Below are 25,107 nucleotides of genomic sequence, written 5' to 3' on the forward strand. Positions count from 1 at the left end.
CTAACAACAACTTTTATAATTTTCTCTTGATCAATGCGCAGCTTTGCTTTTCAAGAAAGCTTCAATCAGCTTGGTGAAATTCACTGAAGCCAGTTTTGCGCATTTTAAGGTTTGCTCGTGAGACAGAACCACATCAGAAAGGCCTTCAGCCAAGTTAGTAATTGCAGTTAATGCAATCACTTTTAAACCACAATGAGCCGCAGACAGAACCTCCGGCACCACCGACATTCCCACCACATCACCGCCAATAATCTGCATCATGCGAATTTCGGCTGGGGTTTCAAAGCAAGGACCAGGATAAGAGACAAACACACCTTCGGTCAGCGGAATATCAAGCTGTTGGGCAATTTTGGCCATATCAGCACGCAGACCTTTATCATAGGCATTCGCCAAACTGAAGAAACGCGGACCAAAACGATCATCATTAGGCCCAACCAGTGGCGTCCCCGGCATGGTGTTAATGTGATCTTTCAGCATCACCACTGAACCCGGTAAAACTTCTGGGCGTAATGAGCCGGCGGCATTGGTACAAAAGAGGAATTCGCACCCCATCAACTTGAATGTGCGCACCGGGTTGGTCATGATACTCATGCCTTTGCCTTCGTAGAAGTGACCACGGCCTTTCATGCACATCACTGGAACACCAAACAGAGTACCTAATACCAGTTCTCCGGCATGACCATGGACGGAACTTACCGGGAAGCCAGGAATATCTGCATAACTAATGGTGGTTTCATTGCTAATTTGCGCGACCAAGTCGCCTAGTCCTGAACCTAAAATGAATGCAATCTGAGGCTTAAATCCGGGCTTTATTTTCTGAATATATTCGACAGCTTGAAATGGTAATTCACTAAAATCAGTATCAATATTTGAATTTACGATTGTCATAATAAAACCCTTAATTATTTTAATTTAGTATCGATTAAATAAACCTGTTAAATAATAAATACAGTAGAGTTGTCGGTAATCTATACCCAAGATCATTGAAGCTATATCGCGACCTCGGGTACGAAGGGGATAACTCATCATATGTAGTGGGTTATTACACAACCAATACTAAAATCCCGTTCATCCATACTTAAAATGTAATGGTTGAGAATGTGTTTCCACGTAATTATCGTTGATCACAAGATGGTAATAGGTATGCACATGACAACCAGAATACTTAAAGCACATTTGCAGATGCTGGGATTTACTGCACTACTTGGCGGTTCTTTTATTGCCAGCGCCACCATCAGCAATGCCTTGCCACCCATGGTTATCACCTGGTTGAGATATGCGATTGCCAGCCTATTTTTTATGGTGTTGCTGGTCAGTCAAGGGCTACTGAAATTACCCCACTATCGCGACTTAGGCCGTTATACTTTGATTAGCCTGCCACCTCTGCTCTATTTCGCCTGCATGATATTTTCACTTCAGACCACCAGCGCATTAAATTCGAGCGCGTTATACACCACAGTGCCGTTGATGAGCATGATCATGAGCATGGTGTTATTGAACTCAAAATCTACCTGGTCGGTGCTCGCTGCACTATTAATCGGTATTTTGGGCGCATTATTAATCATTTTTAAAGGTGATTTATCCCAGCTTTTACAATTGTCGCTAATTCCCTCTGATTATCTCTTTCTGTTTGGTTGCTTAGGTATGGCGCTGAATCCTATCCTAGTAAAAAAATTGCATCGCGGTGAACAAGCGCTAGTGTTGACGGGCTGGAGTTTAATTTGTGCCACGTTATTACTGACCTGCGTGGTCGCCTACCAACTGCCAGAAATTAAATGGCGCAATATCAGCCTAATCACCTGGAGTGGTATTTTCTATCTTGCCACCTTTGCCACTGCATTGAGCTTCTTCTTGTTCCAAAAAGCCTGCATGGTGCTATCCCCAGCCAAAGTATCGGGCTATGTGTATCTCATTCCATTGTCGGTTATTGCGACTAATGCAATGTTAGGGCAGACCATAAATTGGCAAGAAATAGCCAGTGGTGTGGCGTTAGTGGTTGTCGCAATGGCTATTTTGGTTAAAGCGAAGTGATATTAGCTAGCACGGCACATTTAAAATAACTCGAGCAGGCGCTCTAATGCCTGAGTCATGCTACTGGGATGATAAACGGCAAATAAATCGGCAGAGAGATCTTCTTTGAGCGGGATAAACTTGATATTTGGCCAAGGAATTTCCTGCATACTTTCAGGAACCAAGGCGATACCAAGATTACTGTTTACAAATGCTAATTGGGTTTGAGGCTCATCAAATTGATAAATAGTCTGCGGCTTACAACCCGCACTCAGGCAGCTATTATATAAACTTTTAGAGTAGCCGGAGTTAGCGAAGGTGAGGAATATCAGGTTCTGGCCAGATAACTCTTGCAGAGAGAGTATCTCACGGTCAGCCAACACGCTTTCATGAGATACCGCGACGGCGACGCGTTGTTTTTCCACTCGTTTATACACCAACGCGGGATTCTGCTCCAAAGAGGCACAGCGCCAAAACCCAATATCAAGCTTCTTATTTAATAACGCGTCATACTGCTTGCTGGGTGGGAACTCATGTAACGACCAAGTGGTATTAGGATTAAGCTCCTTAAAATTCTTGAACTTCTCTAATAGTTGATGCCAAAGGGCTGAGCCAATAATACCTATATTAAGGTGGCTTTGTTCATGACGCGCAATATAGGAGACACGGCTTAATGAGTTTTCTATATTCTCGAAAACCTCTTTCATTTCTGCCTGCATCATTTCGCCAGCTAAGGTTAGCACCACGTTACGGCTATCCCGTATAAATAAAGGGAATCCTAAGGCATCTTCTAACTCTTTAATTTGCAAGCTTAGTGGGGGCTGGGAGATATGAAGACGTTCAGCGGCTTTTCCGAAGTGCAGTTCTTCCGAAACAACGAGAAAATAGCGAATCATCTTCAAATTGATGCGCCCGGAGAAAAGAAGCTTTTGCATACCCGACATCCAATTATTTTAATGCTTAATCTGAGTTATTATTTTAATAGTAACATCATCTGATAATTCAATGAGTAAAAACCAATATATATGTCAAAGTTGCAGGTTTGAGCAGCTAACACCCCTGCAACTTCAAGGATAAAGGGAGTTCCCCACAATCATTGGAGTTGCAGGTAGGCAGCAAACAAGCGAGTCCCGATGAACTTACTCAAGTAAGTGATTCGGGCAAGTGAGTGCGGCTAACACCCCTGCAACTTCAAGGATAAAGGGGATTATGAGCCTGATACTGGCAACTCAATATTACTCTCTGCCAACGACCCCATATTGTTATACATCGCGCAGGCGGCATCCACCAGATGCATGGCAAGTGCCGCGCCACTGCCCTCGCCTAATCTCATGCCCATTTGCAAATAAGGCTCAAGTTGCAAGTGGTTCAGTGCAATAACCGCACCTTTTTCTGCCGATAAATGAGAAGGAATCAGATAGTCACGCACGCCTGGTGCAATACGGCAAGCAGCCAGCGCCGAAGCATAAGAGAGAAAACCATCCAAAATAACCGGTAACCCAGCAGCCGCGGCACCAAGCATCACCCCGGTCATACCCACCAGATCAAAGCCCCCTACTTTAGCCAGCACGTCAATACCGTCACTGCCATCCGGCTGGTTGGTCTCAATGGCTCGCCGTACCACCGCCACTTTGTGATGCAACTGATCACTGGGGAAATTAGCGCCAATACCAACCACCAGTTGCGGGTCACTGTCGGTAAAGACACTGACCATCGCCGCTGCGGGTGTGGTGTTTGCCATACCCAACTCGCCCACGGCGAAGACTTTCACCCCATCTGCAGCTTGTTTTAGAGTGAGCATGGCACTGGCCAGCAGTAGCTCTTCCGCCTGTTGACGGGTCATTGCCGCTTCACGGGCAATATTGCCGCTGCCGCGCGCCACTTTCATATTCAGTACACCGGGTAACTCGTCGCTATCGATCCCGACATCAACGATTTTCACTTCGGCACCGGCATTGGCCGCCAACACACAAACTCCAGTAATGCCTTTCACCATATTCAGTGCCTGAACCATCGTCACTACCCGTGGCGAGACCGCAACACCTTCATCATAAACGCCGTGATCCGCCGCCATAACAATGACTTGTTTACGATCAACCTGATGACCGTACAGACCGCGCATCCCCGCCAATTGAACAGCTAACTGCTCCAGACGGCCTAAGCTACCAGGGGGTTTAAGCAGGCCATCGAGCCGTTGTTGGGCGCGGGTCATGGCTCGATTATCGAGCGGTGCAATGGTACGTAAGACGGATGAAAGTGTTTGCATGGGTTTAATCTCTGGTTGCAGGCTGCCAAACAGCCCGACTGTTAAACGCACGCAGCGTGACAAATCCATCATGGATATCCAACACGCTGTATGCCCCCTGTTCAAAATGGAAATGCCACATAGCCGCCGCAGGCATAGCCAGCAAACGCGCTAACATCAGGCTTAAAACCCCCTGATGAGCAACCAGTAACTGATTATTATCTGGCTGTTGTTGTAAGTGAGTCGATGTTGACAGCAGAGGCTGAACCACCGCTTCCACCCGGGCTGAAAATTGTGAAAAAGATTCCCCACCGGTGGGGCTGGCTTGCTGCCAATCTGCCACCCATGCAGCCCAGGCATCAGGGTCTTCACGTTGTAAATCATGGTGATGGCGCATTTCCCACTCACCAAAATGCATTTCATTCAATTGGCTATCAGTGTGAGCATCAACTTGATGACCTGCCAGCACGATATCGGCGGTATGGCGCGCACGCAGGAGTTGGCTACTGACACCCTGCGCGAAATCCACATTGGCTAACCAGCCCGCAACCTCTCCGGCCTGTTCCACCCCCTGCGGGGTAAGAGCCAAATCAGTCAGACCGCAAAAAACACCGCGCAAATTGGCTTCAGTTTGCCCATGGCGCAGCAAAAAAAGTCGCATACACACCCCATCAATAGTGATTACAACAGTGCCAGCAAGAACACTAACTCACCCATTTCAGCCGCTGCACCCAGTGTGTCACCGGTTTGCCCGCCTAAACGACGGCGTAGATAGGTCGCCAATAGCAGCACGACCACCATGGTTATCACTAATGCCCACACCGCCGCACTGTGACCCAATAACAGCGTTAATATTGCCCCGCCAGCCAAGGTCACCGCTGTTTGTCGGCCAGTGACTTTACCGATATAAATATTGCCCAGCCCATTACCTTCACGGGCATAGCGCTGGCGGTACATCAGCAAGACAATCACCGTGCGCCCGACTACCGAGGCCGCCGTCAGCATGGCAAACATCGACACATCACGCAGCGCCAGTTCACTGACCACTAAAACTTTTGCTACTACGATAAAGATGAGTGCTAAACCGCCGTTAGTACCGAGCCGACTGTCGCGCATAATCTCTAACATCTGCTCGCGCTTACGGGCTGAAAATACCCCATCACACGTATCTGCCAACCCATCAAGGTGAAAAGCACCGGTAATCAATGCCAGCGCCAAGACATAGCCCAGTGCCGCCAGCGGCACACCGCACCAAGGTGCCAACAAGGTAAAAACGCCCCCGCCTATTACACCGACAATCAGGCCAATAAAGGGGAATCCCACAATACCGCGCTCGTAATTATCCATCGCCAGCCCTTGAGTCCAGCGCTCAGGCACCGGAATACGGGTCATAAACTGCAATGTTGCAAGAAATAGCCGCAGACTCATTTAATCTTTACCTCAATACCAGAAATCACTAAGTACACTTCATCGGCCGCCGCCGCCAAACGCTGATTGATCCGGCCGGCAATATCACGAAAGTGCCGCGCCAGACGGTTATCCGGCACAATCCCCATACCCAATTCATTGGTGACGAGATAAACAGGCGCACGGCTGCGCGCGCAGGCCGCCAGTAGATGCGTAATTTGCTGCCCAATCCCCACTTCGAGTGCGGCAAAATCCATCTGCTCCGGCGGAGTATCGCCCGCCAACTCAAACAGCAGATTGGTGATGAGTGTGGTAATACACTCCAGCATGACCACCTCACCGGGTTCGACGTGCTTATCTAGCACTGCACCGAGATCGCGATACCCTTCCCAAGTGCGCCAGTGTGCCGGACGGCTCGCACGATGCAGTACCACTCGCTCAGCCATTTCAGCATCAGTGACCACCGAGGTGGCGATATAAAATACCCGTTCACCCGCTTGTGCTGCCAGACGCTCCGCCAGAGAGCTCTTGCCACTGCGCGCCCCTCCAGTAATCAAAATCACTGTGCGCGCTCCTGTTGATGTGTTTTCATTAAGGTTAAAATCTTATCAATATCAATATGCTGCCGCATCTGTTCGGCCAGAATATCGAACTGCTGTTGCTTGTGCTCAGCATAATCTAGCGTCACACCGTCAAAAGCAGGCAGCCCTTTACGTTGCCGCAAATTATCCAGCAGTGCCCGAGTAAAATGGTGGCGGTCAAACAAACCATGAATATAGCTCCCCAATACGGAGCCCGCAGTATTCACCGCGCCATCCACCCACTGCTCCGCCTGCCCATTGCGTAATGTCAAACATGCAAATGGCGTGGCACCAGTCCCCAGATGGGATACCCCCATGTGGATTTCATAACCTTCCAGTTGTTGCTCACTACAGTTGGCTAGCATCCCCGGCAAGTCAGTCTGACAATAACCACTCACCCGGGTGGTAACTTTCTCATGGGCAAACTGAGTTTCAACATCCAGTAAACCCAAGCCATCCATCTGATCCAGCCCTGACTCCACGCCATCAATAATCCGTTTGCCCAGCATCTGATAGCCGCCGCAAATACCAATAACCGGCACATTTTCTTGATGCTGTGCCAGCAGTGCAGCCGCCAGCCCGCATTGATGCAGCCATTGCAAATCACCCAGCGTATTTTTGCTACCCGGCAAGATGATCAGATCCGGCTGGCCCAAAGCCGAAGGGTGAGAAACATAGCGCAGGCGCACATCAGGCTGGGCGGCCAACGCATTAAAATCGGTAAAATTGGCAATATGTGGCAGGCGGATCACCGCAATATCCAGCGCCTTTTCCGCCGCGCCCTGATATTTCCCGTTTTGCAGCGCTACGCCGTCTTCATCTTCCAAATCAATATCCAGCCACGGCATCACACCTAAAACGGGCACATCGGTCAGGGCTTCAATCTGCTCTAAGCCGGGTTTTAGTAGCGCGATATCACCGCGAAACTTGTTGATGATGACCCCTTTGACTCGCGCTTTCTCATGAGGATGTAACAGTGCCAATGTGCCATAAATTGAAGCAAATACACCGCCGCGATCGATATCAGCCACTAATAAAACCGGGGCATCGGCTAGTGCGGCCATGCCCATATTGACGATATCACGGTCGCGCAGATTAATTTCTGCCGGGCTGCCTGCCCCTTCCAGCACCATAACGTCATACTCACTGGCCAGACTGTGGTAAACCTCGCTGATTTGCTGCTGCAACTGCGGTTTGTATTGATGGTATTCCACCGCATCCATATTACAGGCGACTTTGCCCATCAATACTACCTGCGCCTTGCGGTCACTGGTGGGTTTGAGCAGCACCGGATTCATGCGGACATCCGGCGCAATTCCTGCGGCTTCCGCTTGAAAAATCTGCGCACGCCCCATCTCTTCACCTTGCGGCGTAATTCCCGAATTGAGTGCCATATTCTGCGATTTAAAGGGTGCGCAACGATAACCATCTTGCATAAAAATGCGGCATAGCCCCGCCACTAACACACTTTTACCGACATCCGATGCCGTGCCTTGCACCATTATCGATAAATTCATCGCAGACTGACTCATTGCACTTCCTCCGCTTTGCGCTGACGCATCAACGCAAATAGTTGCTCTTCGGTTTTGCACAGTGGTAAACCCAGCTCACTGTGCATTTTCACCAACCACGGCTGAACCAGCCCGGCGGCTTGCAGTTTATCCTGTTGCAGAAAAACCTCGGTTGTTTCACCCGCAATCATCAGATGACCATGCGATAAGACATAAAGATAGTCACAAACCTTATAAATCAAATCGATATCATGGCTGGAGAGAATAACCCGTTTTCCCTCTGCGACAATACGTTCAATGATAGTAATCATGTGCTGCCGCCCCGCCGGGTCTAGTCCGGCGGTGGGTTCATCCAGCAGCAGATACTCCGCTTCCATCACTAACGCCCCGGCAATCGCCACCCGCTTTTTCTGACCATGGCTCAGGTGTTGAATAGATTTATGGCGAAAGCTTTGTGCGTCGACCAAGGTCAGCGCCCGATCAACGCGCTCGGCAATCACCGCTTCCGGCATGCCAAGATTGCGCAAACTGAAAGCAATATCGCTGTCTATGTCGGTATAAAAAATCTGCTGTTCTGGATCTTGAAATACCGTGGTCACCCGCTGGCGAAGCTCACGAAGATGAGGTTTTTTGTAACTCAGCGGCTCACCTTGCCACATCACCGCTCCCTGCTGGGGTTGCAGTATGCCGGTCAGATTCATAAACAACGTCGATTTGCCACAGCCATTGGCACCTAAGACACCGGTGACCGCATGCTGACTGAAATCCAGGGTCAAATCATGCAATACCTGCTCATCTTGATAGCTGAAACCTAACTGTTGGGTGGCTAACATCAAATCCTGCCTTACAAGTGGAAATCGCCCTGATAAAGTTTCATATCCAGCGAAATGACCATCTGTTGATAACGAATCATCACGCGGGTAAATAGCATGCCGACCAGCATTGCCAGCGAGTGGTAGCCAGTTCGCAGTGAGATATAACCAAATCTCAGAGATTGCGCATGGTGAATAGCCGCCGCCTCTTCAATCAAGATAAAGATAAAACGCCAAGTCAGCAGGATTTGCTCAGTCAGCAACCGCGGTGCATGGCAACGTTTCAGTATCTGAATAAGTTGTGGAAATGGCGTATTCAGCACAAACCAGAAAGTTGCCGCCAATGCCGCCAGACTGCGCCACAGAGTTTGATTGGCGGTATCTAATCCAACCCTATCAATCCCCAACCACCAATTGCCAATATGTACTCCCCACCACAGGCTCTCCGGCTGGCGGGCGAGGGATAACACGATGGTGACCAAGCCCACCATCAGAAAAGAGAGTGGTATCGCCAGCCAGCGCAGATAGCGGCGCGGGCCAACCCGCAGCAGATAACATGTCAGTCCGGCGATAAATACCAGCAGCAGAGCCTGATACATCGGCGGGCTGAGCATGGCCAACAGCAGGAAAACCCCATACAGCACCAGTTTCCCCATCGGGTCGGCCTGCCGCCAGCGACTTTGATAACTTAGTTTATCAATCCCCAGCATGCTCACCGCGTTTCCCCCGGTAATAACCCAAGATATAGAAGATCACCGCCGCACCAATACTGCCTTGCAAGGTGAACAACAGACTTTCAATTTCACCACTGGCCGGTTCATACAAGGGCTGGAACCAAGGTTTATAATGTGGCGCGGTCAATTGAATCAGGGTTTCGGCTTCGCCGTCAGAGCCACCATATTCACCACCATGATTGATAAAGAATGGCAATATAACCAGAGCGATAACCATCGCCAGCAGAATAAGCGTCTTTTTCATGTTAGTGAGTCTCCGCAGTGATGAGTTTGCGTTTGGTTAACTGGTCGTAAATCATCACCGTCAGCAAACCTTCGGCAATGGCAATCGGGATCTGGGTAATGCAGAACACGCCCATAAATTTGACAATTGAGCCGCTAACACCAAATTGCGGATCGGGGAAAGCCAAACCGAGCTGTACCGAGGTGACAAAGTAAGTGGTTAAATCTGCTAACATGGCACACAGAAATACCCCGACATCACGGCGTAATCCTGCTTTACAGGCCATTTTCCATACCAGATAGCCGACGACTGGCCCAATGACCGCCATCGACATGCCATTCGCCCCCAACGTCGTCAACCCGCCGTGTGCCAGTAACAGAGCCTGGAACAACAGCACAATGGCCCCCAAGACCGCCACCACTACCGGTCCAAACAGGATAACCGCCAGCCCAACACCGGTTGGATGAGAGCAACTGCCGGTGACTGAAGGTATTTTTAGCGCGGACAGCACGAAAATAAAGGCACCACACAATGCCAGCAGGACTTTTTGATTGCTGTCTTCAGCGACAATTTGTTTCAAACGTACCAGCCCCATAAACAGACAGGGTAAGAACAGTATCCACCAGGCCAGTGCCCACATCGGTGGCAAAAAGCCTTCCATAATGTGCATAGCAAAAACATCATTCGGTGCCAGCGTTAACAAGATTGCCATGGCAACCCCAGTTAACGAGAGTTTCTTTAGCTGCTTTTCCATTTCCATCGGTGACCCCTTATCCCCTTCTTATTTGATGTCGTGACGAGATAAACTCGTGGCTGACAATGCCAATTAATCTGGGAATGTATTGTTAAGTTAATTAACCCAGCCTTTAACTAATAACCTGTTGTTTATTCACTAAAATAGTCGAGAAATAGGGCAGTGACTGGTCAGGAGCAACGGTATCCAGTTGTCGCCAGCACACTTCCCCTGGTAATGAGGCTTCCGACATCAACAATGCATGCGGGAACAGATTCAACCGCGCCAACAGTGCTTGTATTTGGGCAAAGCGGCCATAAACCTTCATCAATACCACGCAGTCGTGGTCACGCAATGCTCGCTCCAGCTCCGCTTCCGGTGCCGTGCAAGACATAATGGCCAGCGATTGCTGTTCCATTGCCAGCGGTAAAGCTGCACGCGAGGCTATTGCCGCAAAGGAGGTCACGCCCGGTACGATTTCCAACCAATCAGGCCGACCAATGCGTTCCAGTAAAAATACCCAAGTGCTAAATAACATGGCGTCGCCGAGGGTGATAAATCCGACCTGACGTCCGTTAGCGACTTCCGCCTGTAACTGCTGCGCCACCTCATCCCAAACCGCTTGTTTTTCACTATCATCAGCACTCATCGGGAAATGGCAGGTGCGTATTTCGGTGTTTGGCGAGAGATACTCGCGCACAATAGACAATGCCAGGCTGTCACCGCCTTTACGCCCGGCGGGGGCATACAGCACATCAAGTTGGGCGACGAGCCGCGCGGCTCGAACAGTAATCAAATCACTGGCTCCGGGCCCCACACCCAATGCATAAAGTCTGCCGCTCATTACGCCGCCTCCTGCTGTTTTTGTTGCAAAGCATGGTCTAAATGCTCAACAAACATCTGGCGAATCAATGGGTTTTCCCCCAATCCTTGCAGCCATGACTGGGCGCTGATACCCGCGGCTTCCAGTTGTGATCGCCACGAATCCGGCTCAGCAGAAGCCATGTCATTAATAGCGTGATCCCCCGCCACCAGCATCAATGGCATCAAATGCACTTTGCGCACGCCCTGTTGTTGTAATCGAGTAATGATATGGCTGATTTCCGGATAGCTTTCGACCGCCCCGACCAGTGCTGGGAAGTTCAGTGACGTCATTAGATGGTCAAGGCAGGCATAAGCCGAGAAAGCATAATGGCTGGCACCGTGCCCCATAAATACCACGCGCTCATCAGCGGCCAGCGACGGCATTTGTGCTTGCAGCGCCACCAGCAATTGCTGGTAATCAGCAAAACTACTCAGCAGCGGAGTGCCCAACACCAAGTGGTGGAAGCAGTCACTGAAAGCACGAACTTCAGTGGCCACTTTCTCGTATTCATCGCCATTAATCACATGCAGAGATTGAATCGCCACATCCTGGTAGCCCTGCTCAGCCAAGAGTTTTAGCGCCTCTCGCGGATTATTAATCAACAAGCCATCGCGTTTACGCAGCTTGCGGATGATCATTTCCGAGGTAAAAGCGCGGAAAACATCACGGTCGCTGTAGGCGGCTGCCAGTTGCTGCTCACAAGCAGCAATATTCTTTTGCCGAGTCTGTTCGTAACTGGTGCCGAAACTGATCACCAACAGTGCTTTTTTCATTTTATTGTCCTCGTTGTTGCTGCCAGTGCATCAGATGCTGGGTAAATTCATCCAATGAAGTCACTTGCTGCCCAATACTGCCCAATAGTGCTGTGGCCGGGCGGCGCACCACAATGCAGGGAATATTCAGTGCCAAACAGGGGGCTACTTTTTCCTGATAACCCCCTTGCGCGCCAGACTCTTTGGTGATGACGATATCCGGCTGGCAAAACTCATACAGCGCCTGATTAAACTGCGCGCTGAATGGCCCGCGCAGCGCGATAATCTGGTCTACGCCCAGTCCTAGAGCCTCGCATTGGCGCAATACTTCGGCGGTAGGCAGCACTCGCACCAACAGAGTTTTAGCTATCAGCCCCTGTTGATACTCAGCCAACTGTTTGCTGCCGGTGGTGAGTAATACTCGTGGCCCCAAGCCCTGTGCCACCGCGCAAGCCGCCGCGACGCTGTCTACCTTGTGCAACAGTGGGTGATTGAGAACCTCAATTTCACTCGGGCGCAGATAGCGGGTCAGTGGCACATCCGCTTGCCCACAGGCCACGACCACATTGTCACTGAGCAGTTCGGCATAAGGGTGCGAAGCATCAATCACCCACTGCACTTGTCGATTGATAAGAAAATCGACCATTGTCGCCGCATCCATCCGTCCGACAACTACCTCGCCCTGAATATCACCCGCCAGTTGCTGACCTGCATCACTGGCGACCGACAGGCTGTAGCGCTCACCCGCCGCATCCAGCAACTGGCAAATTAGCCGCGCATCGCTGGTGCCACCGAAAATATGAATGGGTGAATAACCGGAAGTCATCATAGATAGCTCTTCATCGTGAATAAGCCGTCATAATGAGTAGCCCCGCGGGGTGATCATCAGCCCATCGCGGCAGTACGTTGCCTGATTGCCGACAATCACCAGACTGGTCATGTCAACCGGTTCATAATCCATCTCACCTAAGGTGGTGAGCCATTTTTCCTGCTTCTTGCGCCCAGCGGCTTTCACCACCCCGACCGGCGTGGTGGCCTTTTTCCATGGCTGCATTAACTCGAACGCGCGCGCCAGATGCCCTTCACGACCACGACTGCGCGGGTTATAGAAGCAGATAACAAAGTCGGCTTGTGCCGCTGCGATAATCCGTTTCTCAATGACTGCCCAAGGCGTCATCAAATCACTTAGACTGATATGACAAAAGTCATGCATCAGTGGCGCGCCAAGCAAAGAGGCGGCGGCAATGCTGGCGGTGATCCCGGCGACCAGCCGCACTTCCAGCTCTAACTTTTGTTGCGTGACTAACTCCAACACCAATCCGGCCATGCCATAAATGCCCGCATCACCACTGCTGATCAGCGCCACGTTATGCCCGGCCAGCGCCAGATCAATCGCGGTTTGGCAGCGCTCAATCTCTTTGCACATGCCGGTTTTGATCACCTGCTTATCCCCAGTCAGGGGCTTTACCAGATGGGTATAGGTCTTATAACCGACGATAATTTCGGCCTCGCGGATTGCCGCAATGGCTTCCTGTGTCATCATCGATTCACTGCCCGGCCCAATGCCAATCACGGTTAACATTAATGCGATACTCCCAGAGTGATGGTGACGCCCTGCTGGCGCAGAGTATTGCCAACCAATTTACCGTCGCTCATCAGCCAGGCGACCGGTTGTGAAACGCTGCCGACACCCACCGTTTGGCGGACAAAATCAGAAGCAGGGAAACGTTGCTCGTGGCGGCTCAATTCGCCGACACTGAACAGTTCGAATGGCACCCGCCAGCATTGAGCCAACTGATGCAGCGCGGGTTCGTCTTTTTTGATGGTGACACTGCCGATAGCCCGTAGCGCCATGAGGTCAAAGTGATTTTCGGCCATTTGCTGTTGCAGCAATTCAACCAGTGTTTGCAGTGAAGTCGCCCGACGGCAACCAATGCCTGCAACCACGCGGCGCGGCACCAATTTATACACGGGCAATGGCAGCGACGGCAGGGTATCGCGCAGTGTGACGCACACCAGCGCATCCAGCTGTGGTAAGGCATCCAATGAATCTACCGGCACAAAACCGCGGGTATCGCAGCGCTCGCGTTCCGCCGCCAATGGCGTATCCCACCACAAGCCGACTTTTTGCTGGCTGACCAACATTTGATTGACCACTTTGACCGCGTGGCGGAAATCCTGCATTTCAGCATCTAATTGGGTGGCTAAGGTGTCCAGCGCAGCCATCTCATTAACATCAGTCGCCGTGGTGATAACCGGGTCCGCGCCCAAGATGCCCGCCAGATAACGGGTCAGCGTGTTGGCTCCCCCCACATGGCCCGACAACAAACTGATGACATGCTGCCCGCGTTCATCAATCACAACCACCGCAGGGTCCGTCATCTTGTCATTGACCAAGGGGGCGATAACCCGCACAGTCAAGCCGATAGCGCCCACCACCACCAACGCCGAATACTGTTTAAAAGCCTCGCGCAGGGTGTCGCCAAAACTGCCATTGAATGGCAAGAATCCCGCTTCCATCAGTTTGTCACTGGTAAAACAGGTCAGTGGCAGATGGGTTTGCAAACGCCGCGCGAGCCGAACCCCTCCGGGGGTCAGGCAAAAAACAGCTATCGACTCAGGCTTGACGATACTCATGGCTAAACCCCGCGTCATAAAGTTTGGAATAGTGGTATTCATCACCGAGGAAAGCCCCCACCAAAATCAGGGCAGTTTTATGAATACTCGCCGCCCGAACCAACTCGGCAATATCCGCCAAAGTGCCGCGTACGGTGCGGCTTTCGGCCCAAGTTGCTTTGTACACGACGGCCACCGGAGTTGTAGCCGGATAGCCCCCTGCGATAAGGCGCTCAGCCACCCGGTCCATCTCTTGGACTGATAAGAAAATGGCCATCGAGGTTTGGTGAGCAGCAAAAGATTCCAACTGTTCCAGTGGCGGCATCGGCGTGCGCCCCTCAATCCGGGTGATAATCAAGCTCTGCGCCACTTCCGGCACGGTGTACTCCACCCCTAACTGGGCCGCCGCGCCAAGAAAAGCACTGACCCCCGGTACCGACACAAAACCAATGCCGTGCTCACCTAAAACCTCCCCCTGTTCACGAATCGAGCCATACAAAGAGAGGTCGCCGGTTTGTAGCCGCACCACCAACTTGCCAGCGCGCACGCCATCAACCATCAGTTGAATAATTTGTTCCAAATTCAAGCTCGCGCTGTCGTGGCACTGCGCCTGTGGCGAGCAATACTCCAGCAACTCGGTGTTAATCAGTGATCCGGCATAGATGACAACTTGCGCCTGTTGCAGCAAGCGGTAGCCTTTGAGCGTAATCAGCTCTTTGTCACCCGGCCCAGCCCCGACAAACCAGACTTTTTGTGTATCCCATACAGATGTACCGGCGGGTGTAACAGTATTAGGATGCCCAGACATTGCGCGCCTCCTTGTGGCAGGAAATAAGATAAGTAGGATTATTCGGTTTAAAATAGTGTCCGCTGCCCAAAGGGGTCAGGGAGGAGAGCTGCAATTGAACGCAGTCCAACTGGCTGATGGCACAGGTCTGCCCGTGAGTCAGTGTTTCTAAATGGCTTAGTGCTTCATTCAGGTTATTGAGCAAAATAAAGGTCAGTACCAAGCGGCCACCGGGGTTTAGCGTCATCAGCGCCCAGTCGATAAGTTCAGTCAAATGCCCCCCGCTGCCGCCGATAAAAATGGCGTCGGCTTTATCCGTCAGTGGCAGTGGCGCGATGCCCGCGATAATCGCCACGTTGTTGCATCCCAACCGCTGGCGGTTTTCAGTAATCAGCTCTAGGGCTGCCGGGTTGCGCTCAATGGCTGTCACCCTAAGATGAGGAAATCGCAATGCGGCCTCTAGCGCCACACTGCCCGTGCCCGCGCCCACATCAATCAGATGACCGGCTCCTGGCAACTCCAGCCGTTCCAATGCCAATACGCGCACGGCTTCTTTGGTCATCGGGACTTTTTGCCCGCGTAAGAACAGATCATCTTTCATTGAGGATCACCACCACATTCATGTCATAGCGGGCCGCTACCTGCTCGGCGGGCAGGCGGTGAATTCGTTCGTTAGGTTGCGAGAGGTTTTCGCCAATAATTAAGGTGCGAGACAGGCCGCGCTGCTGCAGCGCATCGGCAATGGCGCGCGGGCCGATAATACCGTCAGTGACCATGGCCACTTTGTCGTGCTGGAAAATCCAGTCAAAATCGGGCTCGCGCCCATGGCTGCTGGTGAGGAAAAGGTCGTTCATATCCAGCGCTACTTTGGCGCACAGATATTGAATCGCGCTGATGCCGGGGACGATATGCAACTCGTCGGCACTGAAGTTCGCGGCCAGCAATTTACCAATACCAAACAGCAGAGGGTCACCGGAGGCCAGCACCACAATGCCACGGTTTTTGTTGCTATCCAGCCACTCTAATAACCCCAACAGATCCGCATCCAGCAGGCGAGACTCTTTGATTTTGCTACCCAATGTCGCCAGATGGCGTTTACCGCCCACCAGCACATCAGCCTGTTCAATGGCCCGCAATGCATTGGGCGTGAGATATTCGCTATCACCGGGGCCAATGCCTACAACAGTAATCATCGTAGCGCCTCCACAATCTCTGCCAGTGGGCGGCTGCTACCCAGTACTTGATTATCAAAAGAGAATAGAACAGCGTCACATTGTGGGGGATTCACGGAGAAGCGCATCATCTCGGCAACACGTTCGCAGATGCGCTCGGCAATGCGAGAATAGACCCCTTCCCATCCCTGTTCGGCAATCAGTTCCATTGCCGCCTCGGTGGTATCACACTGATTTACCGCCAGTAATAGTGCGTGCGGTGCGCCCATCAGTGCCAGATGAGCCACTAAGGTTTCCATGCGCCCATCGGCAATGTGGCTGTGGGTGTGGAAGATGCCAGCAGCAACTTTGACTAGCTTGCCGGGGTGCCCAACCAACAGTACGTGGCGGAACCCTAGTCGCACGGTTTCTTGCAGCATATAACCGACGAAGTTACTCATGGTCACCACCCGCTGGCTATCGAGGCCCAGATGGTCACGAACAAAGCGCTCGCCATGATTACCCGGCACCAGAATGACGCGGTCTTCACCGGCCGCGCGCTTCATCTCTAGCTCCAGCGCCAGAGAACGTTTCCAGCTCTCTTCCGACATCGGCGTGACAATGCCGGTGGTGCCAATAATGGAGATTCCTCCCAGAATGCCCAGCCGCCCGTTATAGGTTTTTTTCGCCCGCTCTTCCCCTTCCGGCGCAAAAATCTCGACCTCTGCCCCGCGTAGCGGGCCGATGACTTCGCGCACCGCGGCTTCAATGGTCTGGCGAGGCGTACGATTAATGGCGCAACTGCCCACCGGTAAACCAATACCCTTGCGAGTGACAGTTCCCACCCCTTCGCCGCCACGTAAGCTAATGTCGGTCTGCTCAGTGAGGGTTACCCGGGCGAAAATTAACATGCCGTGGGTGGCATCAATATCATCACCGCCATCTTTGCGAATCGCCGCAGTGGCTTGTTGGCCCTCAATCAGCGGTTGTTCGACATTCAGGCACAAGGTGACACCGGAGGGCGTGACAATCGAAATCTGGTCAATCACTTGCTGGCGCAATACCATCAGCGCCGCGACTTTAGCCGCCGCAGTGGCACAGGAGCCGGTGGTATAGCCTTTACGGTATTGCTTACCGTTATGCCAAATGCTGTCTAATTGCTGGTTTTGCAATGCGGCGTCATCACTCACCGGCTCGGCATGGAGTAGACTGTCACTCATAACGTCCCCCTTAATTGATAAAGGATGGCGTTAATAATCGCAGCGGCCACATTGCTGCCGCCTTTGCGGCCCAGTGCTGCAATACAGGGCAAATCACTTTCTACCAGCGCATCCTTGGACTCCGCCGCCCCGACAAAACCGACCGGTACCCCAATGACGGCAACCGGCGCGGCTTGCCGCTCCAGTAAACGGAATAACGCCGTGGGCGCATTGCCGAACACAAACAGTTTCTCCCCCGGCTCCGCCAGCGCGATATCCACTGCCGCCATCGAGCGGGTAATGCCCAGCTTTGGCGCACTGTCCACCACTCGCGGATCACTGATATAGCAGCGGCATTCACAGCCCATCTGCTGTAACAGTGCTTTATTGATACCGGACATGGCCATGGTGGTGTCGGTGTACAAGGTGCAACCCCGGCTGATCGCCTTAGCAATACGGCTCAATACCTCCGGTGAAAAATGCAGAATATCCAGCCAGTCAAAATCGGCGGTGGTGTGAATAACCCGCTTGATCACCGCTTCATGCATCTCACTGACAAACACATAATCGGGCCGTTCATGGGCAATAATGTTGCTAATGATGGCAAAACTGTTCTGCTCGATTTTTTGCGGATTCTTTATATAGTTCATCGGGTTATCCTAGTTAAATGCCAACCAGCAGCAGATGGATCAGGGCAAACAGTAAAAGGGCTAATAATGACGCCATCATCATCAAATGAATGCTGCGCGGAATATCACTGAGCGCCACTTCGCGTCGTTCCTCACCCATCCAAGGCTTTTCCACTCGTTCGCCAAAATAATCATTCGGGCCGCCAAGACGCACACCCAGCGCACCGGCAACCGTGGCTTCTGACCAGGCACAGTTCGGGCTGGAATGTTGGTAACGGTCACGCCAGCCAATGCGCAGCGCCTGTCGATAATCGGCTTGAATCAGCCAAGCGGCGGCACTCAGCAGTAACCAACTCAGACGGGCAGGAAGCCAATTAGCCAGATCGTCCATGCGCGCCGAAACATAGCCGATAGCGCGGTATTTCGGGGTTTTGTAACCCACCATCGAGTCCAGGGTATTAACCGCTTTGTAGGCCATCGCCAGCGGCGCACCGCCAAGCATCAGGAAGAACAGCGGCGCAATCACACCATCGACACTGTTTTCAGCCACCGTTTCCACCACGGCGCGGGTAATTTGCGGTTTTTCCAATTGCGAAGTATCACGCCCAACAATCCATGACAGCTTTTCGCGACTTTGTGCCAATGAACCCTGCTGGAGTGCAGCAAAAACCGCCAGTGCCGCGTCACTCAAGCAGCGCCCGGCCAGCAAGGTGTAAATCATCCACACTTGCGCCAGCCAGCCGAGCCAAGGATTAATCTCGCTCATCAACCATAAGAATCCCCAGCAGGTCAGCCAGGTTATTCCCACCACCACCAACCACAGCACCGCCCCCCCCCATTTCAGCGCACGTTCGCTGCGACAAACGGCACGAATAGCCCGTTGCAGCACGGTGATTAAGTTGCCAATCCAGCGCACCGGGTGCGGCCAGTGCGGCGGGTCGCCGAGCCAGCTATCAAGCAGAAAAGCCACAAACCATGCCGCAAGAGTCATAACAGGCTCCGGGCCGCGCTCAGCCAGCCATTTAATAGACCGGGGCGTTGGGCAAAATGAATATGCAGATAGCTGGCTTGCGTCCGTTGCACTTGGTAGCCACTACTCCAGCGCTGAATAACCTCGCCATCGCGCCACTTACTGCTGTCAAATAGCTGTGTCAACGGGCTGGTAAAATCGGAATAATGAAACTCATGACCGCGCAGAACTTCACCTTGCGCCGCTAATAAAGTGTCACGGCGAGCCTCGGCCTGACAGTAACCAAAGCGGGTCAGGCGTTTTCCCATTCGGCTTTCACCAGCCAAAATCCCTACCATTGGGTGACGTTGCCCATCTTCATCGGTTAAGCCCTCCCCTAGATACATCAAACCGCCGCATTCGCCATACAGTGGGATTTGCTGGCTGTGGGCCTGTTGTAATGCTTGATGCATCGCGGTATTGGCTGCCAACTTTGCTGCGTGAATTTCTGGATAGCCGCCCCCCAGATAAATCATCTGGCAAGCGGGTAACTGGCGGTCATGTAAGGGGCTAAAACGTTGAATGCGCACCCCGGCCTGCTCCAGCAGATCAAGGTTATCGGGGTAATAGAAATTGAAGGCTTCATCTTCAGCCAGCGCCAGTGTCAGGCCATCAGCCAGGGCTTGAGGAGGTAACTCTGGCGCGGTTCCTGGCGGGAGTTCAGTGCACGACGTTAATGTCAGTAATCGGTCCAGATCGATAAACTCTTCAACCTGTTGTGCCAGCCGCTGCCAGCGTGGGGCACTATCCGGCTGTTTGGCAATTGGCCCGCCGCGCTCTTGCGCCGGGATCAGCCCTAAATGACGTGAGGGCAATGCCACATCGTCCATCACCGGTAAACGGCCCAAAACAGGAATGCCACAATAGTGCTCAATGGCATAACGGAGTAGCTGGTAGTGATTATCTGAATTGACGCGGTTAACAATGACTCCCGCAATGCGTAGATGAGGGTCAAATTGGCAAAAACCCATGACTGTCGCGGCCACTGAGGTGGATACCGCCTTGCCGTCCACCAGCAAGATTACCGGGCAACCAAGCTGTTTAGCCATGGCGGCGCTGCTGCAATAATTGGGATCAGTACCGTAACCGTCGTAGAGCCCCATGACGCCTTCGATCACTGCCACATCGGCATGGCGCACATGTTGGTTATACAGCCCATTGAGGGTGGCGGGGGGCAGCATGAAAGCATCGAGGTTACGCGACGTCACACCACTGACTGCGGTATGCCAGCCGGTATCCAAATAATCCGGCCCGATTTTGAACGGTTGCACTGACAATCCACGCGCTATCAGCGCCCGCAATATACCCAACGTTACGGTGGTTTTACCGCACCCGCTGCCAGTTCCTGCGATGATAAATGCTTGTTTGCCTGACCGTTGCATAAAAAATCCCGCCATTTCAAGCGGGATATGCAGTGTCAAAAAGGTGCAATTGTGCAGCGTCACCGCTGCGCGCATCTGATGACAACCCGCTTCCCACCGAAGGAGTTGAAAATCTTTTACTGATTTGGCTGGTCTTCTGGCTTAGCGTCATCCTCTCCCGCACCTTCCCAATCCGGTGGATCAGTGGTTTTAGCGGGTTCGTCAGCATCACAGCAGCGGGGGCTGCGGGGGATTGTCACCCCCTTCCCAGTTATGCTTTAGTGCATAACATGCCTTTGTTCTTGAGGCTGCATGGTGTTAACTGCAACTCCAATGACTTTTGGCATAACCAACTCAGTAACTACTTTATGTTAGATTCTGTTATTTTATTTCTACTTCGCGATAGAATTTATCTCTTTATTTACACAGTTGTAACGTCAACTGACTTATTAAATTTGATTAAGATTAATATACTCTTTTCCACAAATAAAAAATGGTTAATTTCATTTTTTTATTGCTATTTTTTTGGTCGCTTATAACAAAAAATTGCCATCAGCTCAAAAAAAGCATGAAGTAACAGTCTATTAGACTAATTTTTTCATTTAATGCCATAACAAAAAATTGTCATTAATTACTTTAAAAAATAATTACCCGTTTAATTTTTAAATAAGAAAACATGAATTAAAAACATGATAAATTGATATTAAATCAATAACTGTCATTCCATTTCATTACGTTCAGAAGAAAGTGAACGAAATACCTGCGGCGTCACATTATAGGCCTGACGGAATACTTTGCAGAAATAACTGGTTTGTGAAAAGCCCAGATTCTTGGCAATGCTGGCAATGCTCCAATCGCTGTGTTGCAACATTTCTCTCGCATTGACCATCCGCTGTTGATTCACCCAAGCATTAAAACCTATGCCCTGATATTTTTTAAATAATTTGCTGAAGTAGTAAGGGCTGAGATAGACCTTGGCGGCAACCTCTTCAAGCCGCAACTCTTCTGATAGATGCGTATCGATATAGCGCAGTGCTTTCTTCATTTTACTGTCATGGGGATGGACCGGCCGTATTCTGCCAGGCTCTTTACTGCCCATATTGTCATTAATCACCACAAAATTGAGGTGTTTTTTCAAGCAGTTCTCAACGATCAACTTCAGTAAATCCGCCGAAGCGATCACTCGCGAGAAATCCATAATGGGCACATTGTGGAATTCATCTAACAGTGCCGGGTTCTGTTTCCAATTATTATCGATACTAAGAATATCAATAAGATAAACATCTGAATGCAACCGCACCTGACCGCATAAAACAAAACCAACCAAGTGACCGGCAATAACCAGTGGAATAGAAAAATCCGTTAACCCGGCATGGCAGCGATAGATACAAGGTTCATTAGATTTGGAAGCTTCAAGGCCACCGCAACGATCACTCATTCGACAACGAAGGTGGTTAACCGGATCCTGGCGCATCAATTGGCAAAACGGAGTGAAATTAAATAAGTCAGAAATCTCTTCGCCGTGAATATTCACCACCACCACTGCCAGCCCAGTTGCTTGAGCAAAATCCTGCGCGATTTTATTTATGAGCTCTGAGTTTAGAGAACTGGCAGAAATCATGATAAAACCTCTCAGTTAATTTTAATTTATTGTTATTAAGTTTCGTTTGTTGCTATAAATCATCCCTGCAATGATAAATGTGTTACTACATTGTTATATTTCAATTCCCATTAACAAGATGAAAACCTAATATCCCTGTGGCGGTCTATCTCCGGTAAATTGGAGAGAAATAACTATCAACCTTACCAGAGTCATAATCAACAGGGGACTATAATCAGTGCATTAACCAGAACAGATCACGAAATTTCCTCACCTTAATACCTGTTTGCAGTCCCAAGATGAGGAAGTCATCATTAATTTTCAGGACTATTTCACTGTTTCTTCATCATCTAACTTACAGGTATTGCAAGCCAGATTTTTACCAATAAAGACGCGATAAACTGCTGCCCCCAAGCATGCACCAATAATAGGTGCCACGATAGGAATGATGAAATAAGGAATATCACGCCCGCCAGTCATTGATATTTTCCCCCAGCCCGCAAAGAAGGTAAATATTTTAGGACCGAAGTCACGCGCTGGGTTCATGGCAAACCCGGTTAATGGGCCGGTAGAGGCACCGATTACCGCCACCAGAATACCAATCAAGAGTGGGCCTAATGCCCCACGCGGCACACCATTGCCGTCATCGGTCAGCGCCATAATCAGCCCCATTAGAATCGAGGTAATGATAATTTCAACAAAGGCGGCCTGCCAAACACTGATAGCCGGTGATGGGAAGGTACTGAAAATACTCGCCAGTTGTAGGCTTTCTAAACTACCGCGCACCATCTGATGGGCAGTTTCAAAGTCAGTGAATAAGTTGTGATACAGCATATAAGACAGTGCTGCACCGCCAAAAGCACCCGCAACTTGTGCAATGCTGTAAGGAATTACTTTACGGCCAGGGAAACAGGCAAACAGCCATAGAGCAATGGTGATAGCTGGGTTGAGATGGGCACCGGAAATACCGGCAGTGAGGTAGACGGCCAGTGAAATCCCAAGCCCCCATACGATACAGATTTCCCACAGACCAAAACTGGCGCCAGCGACTTTCATTGCAGCCAGACAACTAATACCAAAAAATAAAAACAGCCCGGTACCGAGGAATTCCGCAATACACTGAGCTTTGAGCGAGTCGTTCATAGGGTTACCCTGCTTGTGATTAATTAAGTTATATGACGTTCTGTATCGAATGCACGGCCCATGACCTACTCACTATAAAGAGACGAAAAATGAAAGTGTTGTCGTAATCTGCCATTAATTAAACAAAAACTAGACTACCAATAACAAATTATTGCTATTTTACTGTCAAAAAAACCACTCAACGTCTTGAGAATAAACAATTCAGTGGATAATTAAATAATATGATTTTCTTGCCATTTATTCTTTCTATTATTGTTATCAAGCTCGCAGTTTCTCATTTAATGTGAGCCACACCTCCTTTATATTAATGCGCGCAAATATCAAAGATAATATTCAATGTCACTACTTAAATTGTAATTCTGAAGATGCCATAACCAATTATTACTACAAATAGATTACGAAATAGACTTATAAAATAATACGTTAACATACTCCATGGCAATATTTTGTTATTTCATCACCAACCATTCTCGCCAGTAAATTCATTACAGCCATTCTTTTTCATTGCTTGTTTGTATATTCAATCCCAGCACGAACCTGACAACGTTATTTCTGAACATGACAATTCAAGCCACAACAAGGCTCCTGATATTCCGTCGAGGTATTTATGCAACAAGAAGCACTAGGAATGGTGGAAACCAAAGGGCTGACCGCTGCCATTGAGGCTGCTGACACCATGGTGAAATCGGCCAATGTGACGTTGGTGGGCTACGAAAAAATTGGCTCTGGTCTGGTCACCGTCATCGTACGTGGTGACGTGGGGGCAGTTAAAGCTGCCACTGATGCTGGCGCCATTGCCGCCGCTAACGTGGGCGAAGTGAAATCCACCCATGTTATTCCGCGCCCACATACCGATGTCGAGGCTTTTTTACCTAAAGGAAGTCGCTAATGAGCAGCAATGATCTGGTCGACCAAATCATGGCGCAGGTGATAGCGAAAGTCAGCGAATCGGCTTCGACATCTTCTTCACCCTCATTTGATAAACCATCATTCAATAAACAACCATCCTATAAACAACGAGATACGGCTATGGCTGAGAAAACTTGCAGTTTAACGGAATTTGTTGGTACCGCGATCGGTGACACGGTCGGACTGGTAATCGCCAACGTTGACAGCGCATTGCTCGATGCAATGAAGCTGGAAAAACGCTATCGCTCCATTGGCATTTTAGGCGCACGTACCGGTGCTGGCCCACACATTATGGCGGCGGATGAAGCAGTAAAAGCCACCAATACCGAAGTGGTCAGCATTGAATTACCGCGCGATACCAAAGGCGGCGCGGGTCATGGCTCGCTGATTATTTTCGGTGGTGACGATGTTTCAGACGTAAAACGCGCCGTCGAAGTCGCCCTGAAAGAGCTAGACCGGACGTTCGGTGACGTTTACGGCAATGAAGCTGGCCACATCGAATTGCAGTACAGCGCCCGTGCCAGCCATGCACTGGAAAAAGCATTCGGCGCGCCACTGGGCCGCTCTTGCGGAGTGATTGTCGGCGCACCGGCGTCCATTGGTGTTTTGATGGCCGATACCGCCGTTAAATCCGCCAATGTTGACGTGGTGGCTTACAGCTCCCCGGCCCAAGGCACTAGTTTCAGTAACGAAGTGATCCTGGTTATCTCCGGTGATTCTGGCGCAGTTCGTCAGGCAGTGATTTCTGCCCGTGAGATCGGCAAAACGGTATTAGCGACCTTGGGTTCTGAACCGAAAAACGACCGCCCTTCTTATATCTGACGCCACAG

Annotated in this window: 28 protein-coding genes and 1 riboswitch; of the genes, 3 read left to right on the top strand and 25 right to left on the bottom strand. The window is 50.6% G+C overall.

Features of this window, described 5'->3' with window-relative positions; all coding sequences use genetic code 11:
• Positions 1–30: 30 nt before the first annotated feature.
• Positions 31–888 carry a xanthosine phosphorylase gene (gene xapA / locus FTA96_RS08020; protein ID WP_050134640.1) on the bottom strand — a complete coding sequence of 286 codons (858 nt, stop codon included), beginning with the start codon at positions 886–888 and terminating at the stop codon, positions 31–33.
• Between the two features lie 294 nt (positions 889–1,182).
• Here xapA and FTA96_RS08025 point away from each other — a divergent pair, with 294 nt between their 5' ends.
• Positions 1,183–2,031 (top strand): DMT family transporter, encoded by an 849-nt coding sequence (locus tag FTA96_RS08025; RefSeq protein WP_186372865.1) that lies wholly within the window; start codon positions 1,183–1,185, stop codon positions 2,029–2,031.
• A gap of 20 nt (positions 2,032–2,051) precedes the next feature.
• On the opposite strand, the gene FTA96_RS08030 is transcribed toward FTA96_RS08025, so the two are convergent.
• The 24 genes from FTA96_RS08030 to pduF form a co-directional block, all read right to left on the bottom strand.
• On the bottom strand, positions 2,052–2,945 hold the full coding sequence (locus FTA96_RS08030) for a LysR family transcriptional regulator (RefSeq protein WP_145507302.1): 894 nt from the start codon (positions 2,943–2,945) through the stop codon (positions 2,052–2,054).
• A gap of 272 nt (positions 2,946–3,217) precedes the next feature.
• On the bottom strand, positions 3,218–4,276 hold the full coding sequence (cobT, locus tag FTA96_RS08035) for a nicotinate-nucleotide--dimethylbenzimidazole phosphoribosyltransferase (RefSeq protein WP_050106879.1): 1,059 nt from the start codon (positions 4,274–4,276) through the stop codon (positions 3,218–3,220).
• A 4-nt stretch (positions 4,277–4,280) separates the two neighbouring features.
• Positions 4,281–4,916 (bottom strand): adenosylcobalamin/alpha-ribazole phosphatase, encoded by a 636-nt coding sequence (locus tag FTA96_RS08040; RefSeq protein ID WP_050151352.1) that lies wholly within the window; start codon positions 4,914–4,916, stop codon positions 4,281–4,283.
• A gap of 20 nt (positions 4,917–4,936) precedes the next feature.
• Entirely contained in the window at positions 4,937–5,683 is a 747-nt protein-coding gene (cobS, locus tag FTA96_RS08045; protein ID WP_050134634.1) for an adenosylcobinamide-GDP ribazoletransferase, read from the bottom strand.
• Positions 5,680–6,225, bottom strand: a complete 546-nt coding sequence (cobU, locus tag FTA96_RS08050; RefSeq protein WP_145573561.1) for a bifunctional adenosylcobinamide kinase/adenosylcobinamide-phosphate guanylyltransferase — start codon at positions 6,223–6,225, stop codon at positions 5,680–5,682. The genes cobS and cobU overlap by 4 nt, the downstream gene beginning before the upstream one ends.
• Complete coding sequence (locus tag FTA96_RS08055; RefSeq protein WP_145573655.1) at positions 6,222–7,760, bottom strand: cobyric acid synthase; 1,539 nt, start codon at positions 7,758–7,760, stop codon at positions 6,222–6,224. Before FTA96_RS08055 ends, cobU begins: the two co-directional genes overlap by 4 nt.
• Positions 7,761–7,771: 11 nt before the next feature.
• Positions 7,772–8,587, bottom strand: a complete 816-nt coding sequence (locus FTA96_RS08060) for an ATP-binding cassette domain-containing protein (RefSeq protein ID WP_050122245.1) — start codon at positions 8,585–8,587, stop codon at positions 7,772–7,774.
• Between the two features lie 11 nt (positions 8,588–8,598).
• Positions 8,599–9,276: an energy-coupling factor ABC transporter transmembrane protein gene (locus tag FTA96_RS08065; protein ID WP_050106781.1), complete on the bottom strand. Its 678-nt coding sequence runs from the start codon at positions 9,274–9,276 to the stop codon at positions 8,599–8,601.
• The gene (locus FTA96_RS08070; protein ID WP_050106782.1) at positions 9,263–9,544 is read right to left on the bottom strand and encodes an energy-coupling factor ABC transporter substrate-binding protein; all 282 of its coding nucleotides are present in this window, start codon (positions 9,542–9,544) and stop codon (positions 9,263–9,265) included. The genes FTA96_RS08065 and FTA96_RS08070 overlap by 14 nt, the downstream gene beginning before the upstream one ends.
• A gap of 1 nt (position 9,545) precedes the next feature.
• Positions 9,546–10,283, bottom strand: a complete 738-nt coding sequence (gene cbiM / locus FTA96_RS08075; protein ID WP_050106783.1) for a cobalt ECF transporter S component CbiM — start codon at positions 10,281–10,283, stop codon at positions 9,546–9,548.
• Positions 10,284–10,389: 106 nt separating this feature from the next.
• Complete coding sequence (locus FTA96_RS08080) at positions 10,390–11,100, bottom strand: cobalt-factor II C(20)-methyltransferase (RefSeq protein WP_050122246.1); 711 nt, start codon at positions 11,098–11,100, stop codon at positions 10,390–10,392.
• Positions 11,100–11,894: a sirohydrochlorin cobaltochelatase gene (gene cbiK, locus FTA96_RS08085; protein ID WP_145507300.1), complete on the bottom strand. Its 795-nt coding sequence runs from the start codon at positions 11,892–11,894 to the stop codon at positions 11,100–11,102. Before cbiK ends, FTA96_RS08080 begins: the two co-directional genes overlap by 1 nt.
• Before the next feature lies 1 nt (position 11,895).
• Positions 11,896–12,699: a cobalt-precorrin-6A reductase gene (locus tag FTA96_RS08090; protein ID WP_050106881.1), complete on the bottom strand. Its 804-nt coding sequence runs from the start codon at positions 12,697–12,699 to the stop codon at positions 11,896–11,898.
• 30 nt (positions 12,700–12,729) lie between these two features.
• Entirely contained in the window at positions 12,730–13,455 is a 726-nt protein-coding gene (locus FTA96_RS08095) for a precorrin-3B C(17)-methyltransferase (RefSeq protein WP_050106786.1), read from the bottom strand.
• Positions 13,455–14,510: a cobalt-precorrin 5A hydrolase gene (gene cbiG / locus FTA96_RS08100; RefSeq protein WP_050122249.1), complete on the bottom strand. Its 1,056-nt coding sequence runs from the start codon at positions 14,508–14,510 to the stop codon at positions 13,455–13,457. Before cbiG ends, FTA96_RS08095 begins: the two co-directional genes overlap by 1 nt.
• A complete protein-coding gene (locus FTA96_RS08105; RefSeq protein WP_145573563.1) occupies positions 14,491–15,297 on the bottom strand; it encodes a cobalt-precorrin-4 methyltransferase in 807 nt (268 codons plus the stop codon). Before FTA96_RS08105 ends, cbiG begins: the two co-directional genes overlap by 20 nt.
• Complete coding sequence (locus FTA96_RS08110; protein WP_145507926.1) at positions 15,281–15,877, bottom strand: decarboxylating cobalt-precorrin-6B (C(15))-methyltransferase; 597 nt, start codon at positions 15,875–15,877, stop codon at positions 15,281–15,283. Before FTA96_RS08110 ends, FTA96_RS08105 begins: the two co-directional genes overlap by 17 nt.
• A complete protein-coding gene (locus FTA96_RS08115; RefSeq protein ID WP_145573565.1) occupies positions 15,867–16,469 on the bottom strand; it encodes a cobalt-precorrin-7 (C(5))-methyltransferase in 603 nt (200 codons plus the stop codon). Before FTA96_RS08115 ends, FTA96_RS08110 begins: the two co-directional genes overlap by 11 nt.
• The gene (cbiD, locus tag FTA96_RS08120) at positions 16,466–17,647 is read right to left on the bottom strand and encodes a cobalt-precorrin-5B (C(1))-methyltransferase CbiD (RefSeq protein WP_050145177.1); all 1,182 of its coding nucleotides are present in this window, start codon (positions 17,645–17,647) and stop codon (positions 16,466–16,468) included. The genes FTA96_RS08115 and cbiD overlap by 4 nt, the downstream gene beginning before the upstream one ends.
• The gene (locus tag FTA96_RS08125; protein ID WP_145529611.1) at positions 17,644–18,276 is read right to left on the bottom strand and encodes a cobalt-precorrin-8 methylmutase; all 633 of its coding nucleotides are present in this window, start codon (positions 18,274–18,276) and stop codon (positions 17,644–17,646) included. Before FTA96_RS08125 ends, cbiD begins: the two co-directional genes overlap by 4 nt.
• A 13-nt stretch (positions 18,277–18,289) precedes the next feature.
• The gene (cbiB, locus tag FTA96_RS08130) at positions 18,290–19,246 is read right to left on the bottom strand and encodes an adenosylcobinamide-phosphate synthase CbiB (protein ID WP_050134620.1); all 957 of its coding nucleotides are present in this window, start codon (positions 19,244–19,246) and stop codon (positions 18,290–18,292) included.
• On the bottom strand, positions 19,243–20,646 hold the full coding sequence (locus tag FTA96_RS08135; protein ID WP_145573567.1) for a cobyrinate a,c-diamide synthase: 1,404 nt from the start codon (positions 20,644–20,646) through the stop codon (positions 19,243–19,245). The genes cbiB and FTA96_RS08135 overlap by 4 nt, the downstream gene beginning before the upstream one ends.
• A gap of 109 nt (positions 20,647–20,755) precedes the next feature.
• Positions 20,756–20,935, bottom strand: a riboswitch (cobalamin riboswitch).
• A gap of 408 nt (positions 20,936–21,343) precedes the next feature.
• The gene (gene pocR / locus FTA96_RS08140) at positions 21,344–22,246 is read right to left on the bottom strand and encodes a transcriptional regulator PocR (RefSeq protein WP_050106794.1); all 903 of its coding nucleotides are present in this window, start codon (positions 22,244–22,246) and stop codon (positions 21,344–21,346) included.
• A 306-nt stretch (positions 22,247–22,552) separates the two neighbouring features.
• On the bottom strand, positions 22,553–23,368 hold the full coding sequence (pduF, locus tag FTA96_RS08145) for a propanediol diffusion facilitator PduF (RefSeq protein ID WP_050106795.1): 816 nt from the start codon (positions 23,366–23,368) through the stop codon (positions 22,553–22,555).
• Positions 23,369–23,975: 607 nt separating this feature from the next.
• Here pduF and pduA point away from each other — a divergent pair.
• Together pduA and pduB are read left to right on the top strand one after the other, a co-directional pair.
• The gene (gene pduA, locus FTA96_RS08150) at positions 23,976–24,257 is read left to right on the top strand and encodes a propanediol utilization microcompartment protein PduA (protein ID WP_050106796.1); all 282 of its coding nucleotides are present in this window, start codon (positions 23,976–23,978) and stop codon (positions 24,255–24,257) included.
• A complete protein-coding gene (gene pduB / locus FTA96_RS08155) occupies positions 24,257–25,099 on the top strand; it encodes a propanediol utilization microcompartment protein PduB (protein WP_050106797.1) in 843 nt (280 codons plus the stop codon). Before pduA ends, pduB begins: the two co-directional genes overlap by 1 nt.
• The last annotated feature ends 8 nt before the right edge of the window (positions 25,100–25,107 follow it).

Source organism: Yersinia alsatica, from assembly GCF_902170305.1.
In the GTDB taxonomy this organism is placed as follows: domain Bacteria; phylum Pseudomonadota; class Gammaproteobacteria; order Enterobacterales; family Enterobacteriaceae; genus Yersinia; species Yersinia alsatica.

Excerpts from the sequence above, each read along its gene's own strand:
- FTA96_RS08105 (WP_145573563.1), bottom strand. The coding sequence starts at position 15,297 with ATGTCTGGGCATCCTAATACTGTTACACCCGCCGGTACATCTGTATGG.
- FTA96_RS08115 (WP_145573565.1), bottom strand. The coding sequence starts at position 16,469 with ATGATTACTGTTGTAGGCATTGGCCCCGGTGATAGCGAATATCTCACG.
- pduA (WP_050106796.1), top strand. The coding sequence starts at position 23,976 with ATGCAACAAGAAGCACTAGGAATGGTGGAAACCAAAGGGCTGACCGCT.
- FTA96_RS08090 (WP_050106881.1), bottom strand. The coding sequence starts at position 12,699 with ATGACTTCCGGTTATTCACCCATTCATATTTTCGGTGGCACCAGCGAT.
- pduF (WP_050106795.1), bottom strand. The coding sequence starts at position 23,368 with ATGAACGACTCGCTCAAAGCTCAGTGTATTGCGGAATTCCTCGGTACC.
- FTA96_RS08055 (WP_145573655.1), bottom strand. The coding sequence starts at position 7,760 with ATGAATTTATCGATAATGGTGCAAGGCACGGCATCGGATGTCGGTAAA.
- cbiM (WP_050106783.1), bottom strand. The coding sequence starts at position 10,283 with ATGGAAATGGAAAAGCAGCTAAAGAAACTCTCGTTAACTGGGGTTGCC.
- xapA (WP_050134640.1), bottom strand. The coding sequence starts at position 888 with ATGACAATCGTAAATTCAAATATTGATACTGATTTTAGTGAATTACCA.
- FTA96_RS08095 (WP_050106786.1), bottom strand. The coding sequence starts at position 13,455 with ATGTTAACCGTGATTGGCATTGGGCCGGGCAGTGAATCGATGATGACA.
- FTA96_RS08135 (WP_145573567.1), bottom strand. The coding sequence starts at position 20,646 with ATGCAACGGTCAGGCAAACAAGCATTTATCATCGCAGGAACTGGCAGC.
- cobT (WP_050106879.1), bottom strand. The coding sequence starts at position 4,276 with ATGCAAACACTTTCATCCGTCTTACGTACCATTGCACCGCTCGATAAT.
- FTA96_RS08040 (WP_050151352.1), bottom strand. The coding sequence starts at position 4,916 with ATGCGACTTTTTTTGCTGCGCCATGGGCAAACTGAAGCCAATTTGCGC.
- FTA96_RS08110 (WP_145507926.1), bottom strand. The coding sequence starts at position 15,877 with ATGAAAGATGATCTGTTCTTACGCGGGCAAAAAGTCCCGATGACCAAA.
- FTA96_RS08080 (WP_050122246.1), bottom strand. The coding sequence starts at position 11,100 with ATGAGCGGCAGACTTTATGCATTGGGTGTGGGGCCCGGAGCCAGTGAT.
- FTA96_RS08070 (WP_050106782.1), bottom strand. The coding sequence starts at position 9,544 with ATGAAAAAGACGCTTATTCTGCTGGCGATGGTTATCGCTCTGGTTATA.
- cbiD (WP_050145177.1), bottom strand. The coding sequence starts at position 17,647 with ATGAGTGACAGTCTACTCCATGCCGAGCCGGTGAGTGATGACGCCGCA.
- pocR (WP_050106794.1), bottom strand. The coding sequence starts at position 22,246 with ATGATTTCTGCCAGTTCTCTAAACTCAGAGCTCATAAATAAAATCGCG.
- cobS (WP_050134634.1), bottom strand. The coding sequence starts at position 5,683 with ATGAGTCTGCGGCTATTTCTTGCAACATTGCAGTTTATGACCCGTATT.
- FTA96_RS08060 (WP_050122245.1), bottom strand. The coding sequence starts at position 8,587 with ATGTTAGCCACCCAACAGTTAGGTTTCAGCTATCAAGATGAGCAGGTA.
- cbiG (WP_050122249.1), bottom strand. The coding sequence starts at position 14,510 with ATGAGTATCGTCAAGCCTGAGTCGATAGCTGTTTTTTGCCTGACCCCC.
- cbiB (WP_050134620.1), bottom strand. The coding sequence starts at position 19,246 with ATGACTCTTGCGGCATGGTTTGTGGCTTTTCTGCTTGATAGCTGGCTC.
- pduB (WP_050106797.1), top strand. The coding sequence starts at position 24,257 with ATGAGCAGCAATGATCTGGTCGACCAAATCATGGCGCAGGTGATAGCG.
- FTA96_RS08125 (WP_145529611.1), bottom strand. The coding sequence starts at position 18,276 with ATGAACTATATAAAGAATCCGCAAAAAATCGAGCAGAACAGTTTTGCC.
- FTA96_RS08025 (WP_186372865.1), top strand. The coding sequence starts at position 1,183 with ATGCTGGGATTTACTGCACTACTTGGCGGTTCTTTTATTGCCAGCGCC.
- FTA96_RS08030 (WP_145507302.1), bottom strand. The coding sequence starts at position 2,945 with ATGCAAAAGCTTCTTTTCTCCGGGCGCATCAATTTGAAGATGATTCGC.
- cbiK (WP_145507300.1), bottom strand. The coding sequence starts at position 11,894 with ATGAAAAAAGCACTGTTGGTGATCAGTTTCGGCACCAGTTACGAACAG.
- FTA96_RS08065 (WP_050106781.1), bottom strand. The coding sequence starts at position 9,276 with ATGCTGGGGATTGATAAACTAAGTTATCAAAGTCGCTGGCGGCAGGCC.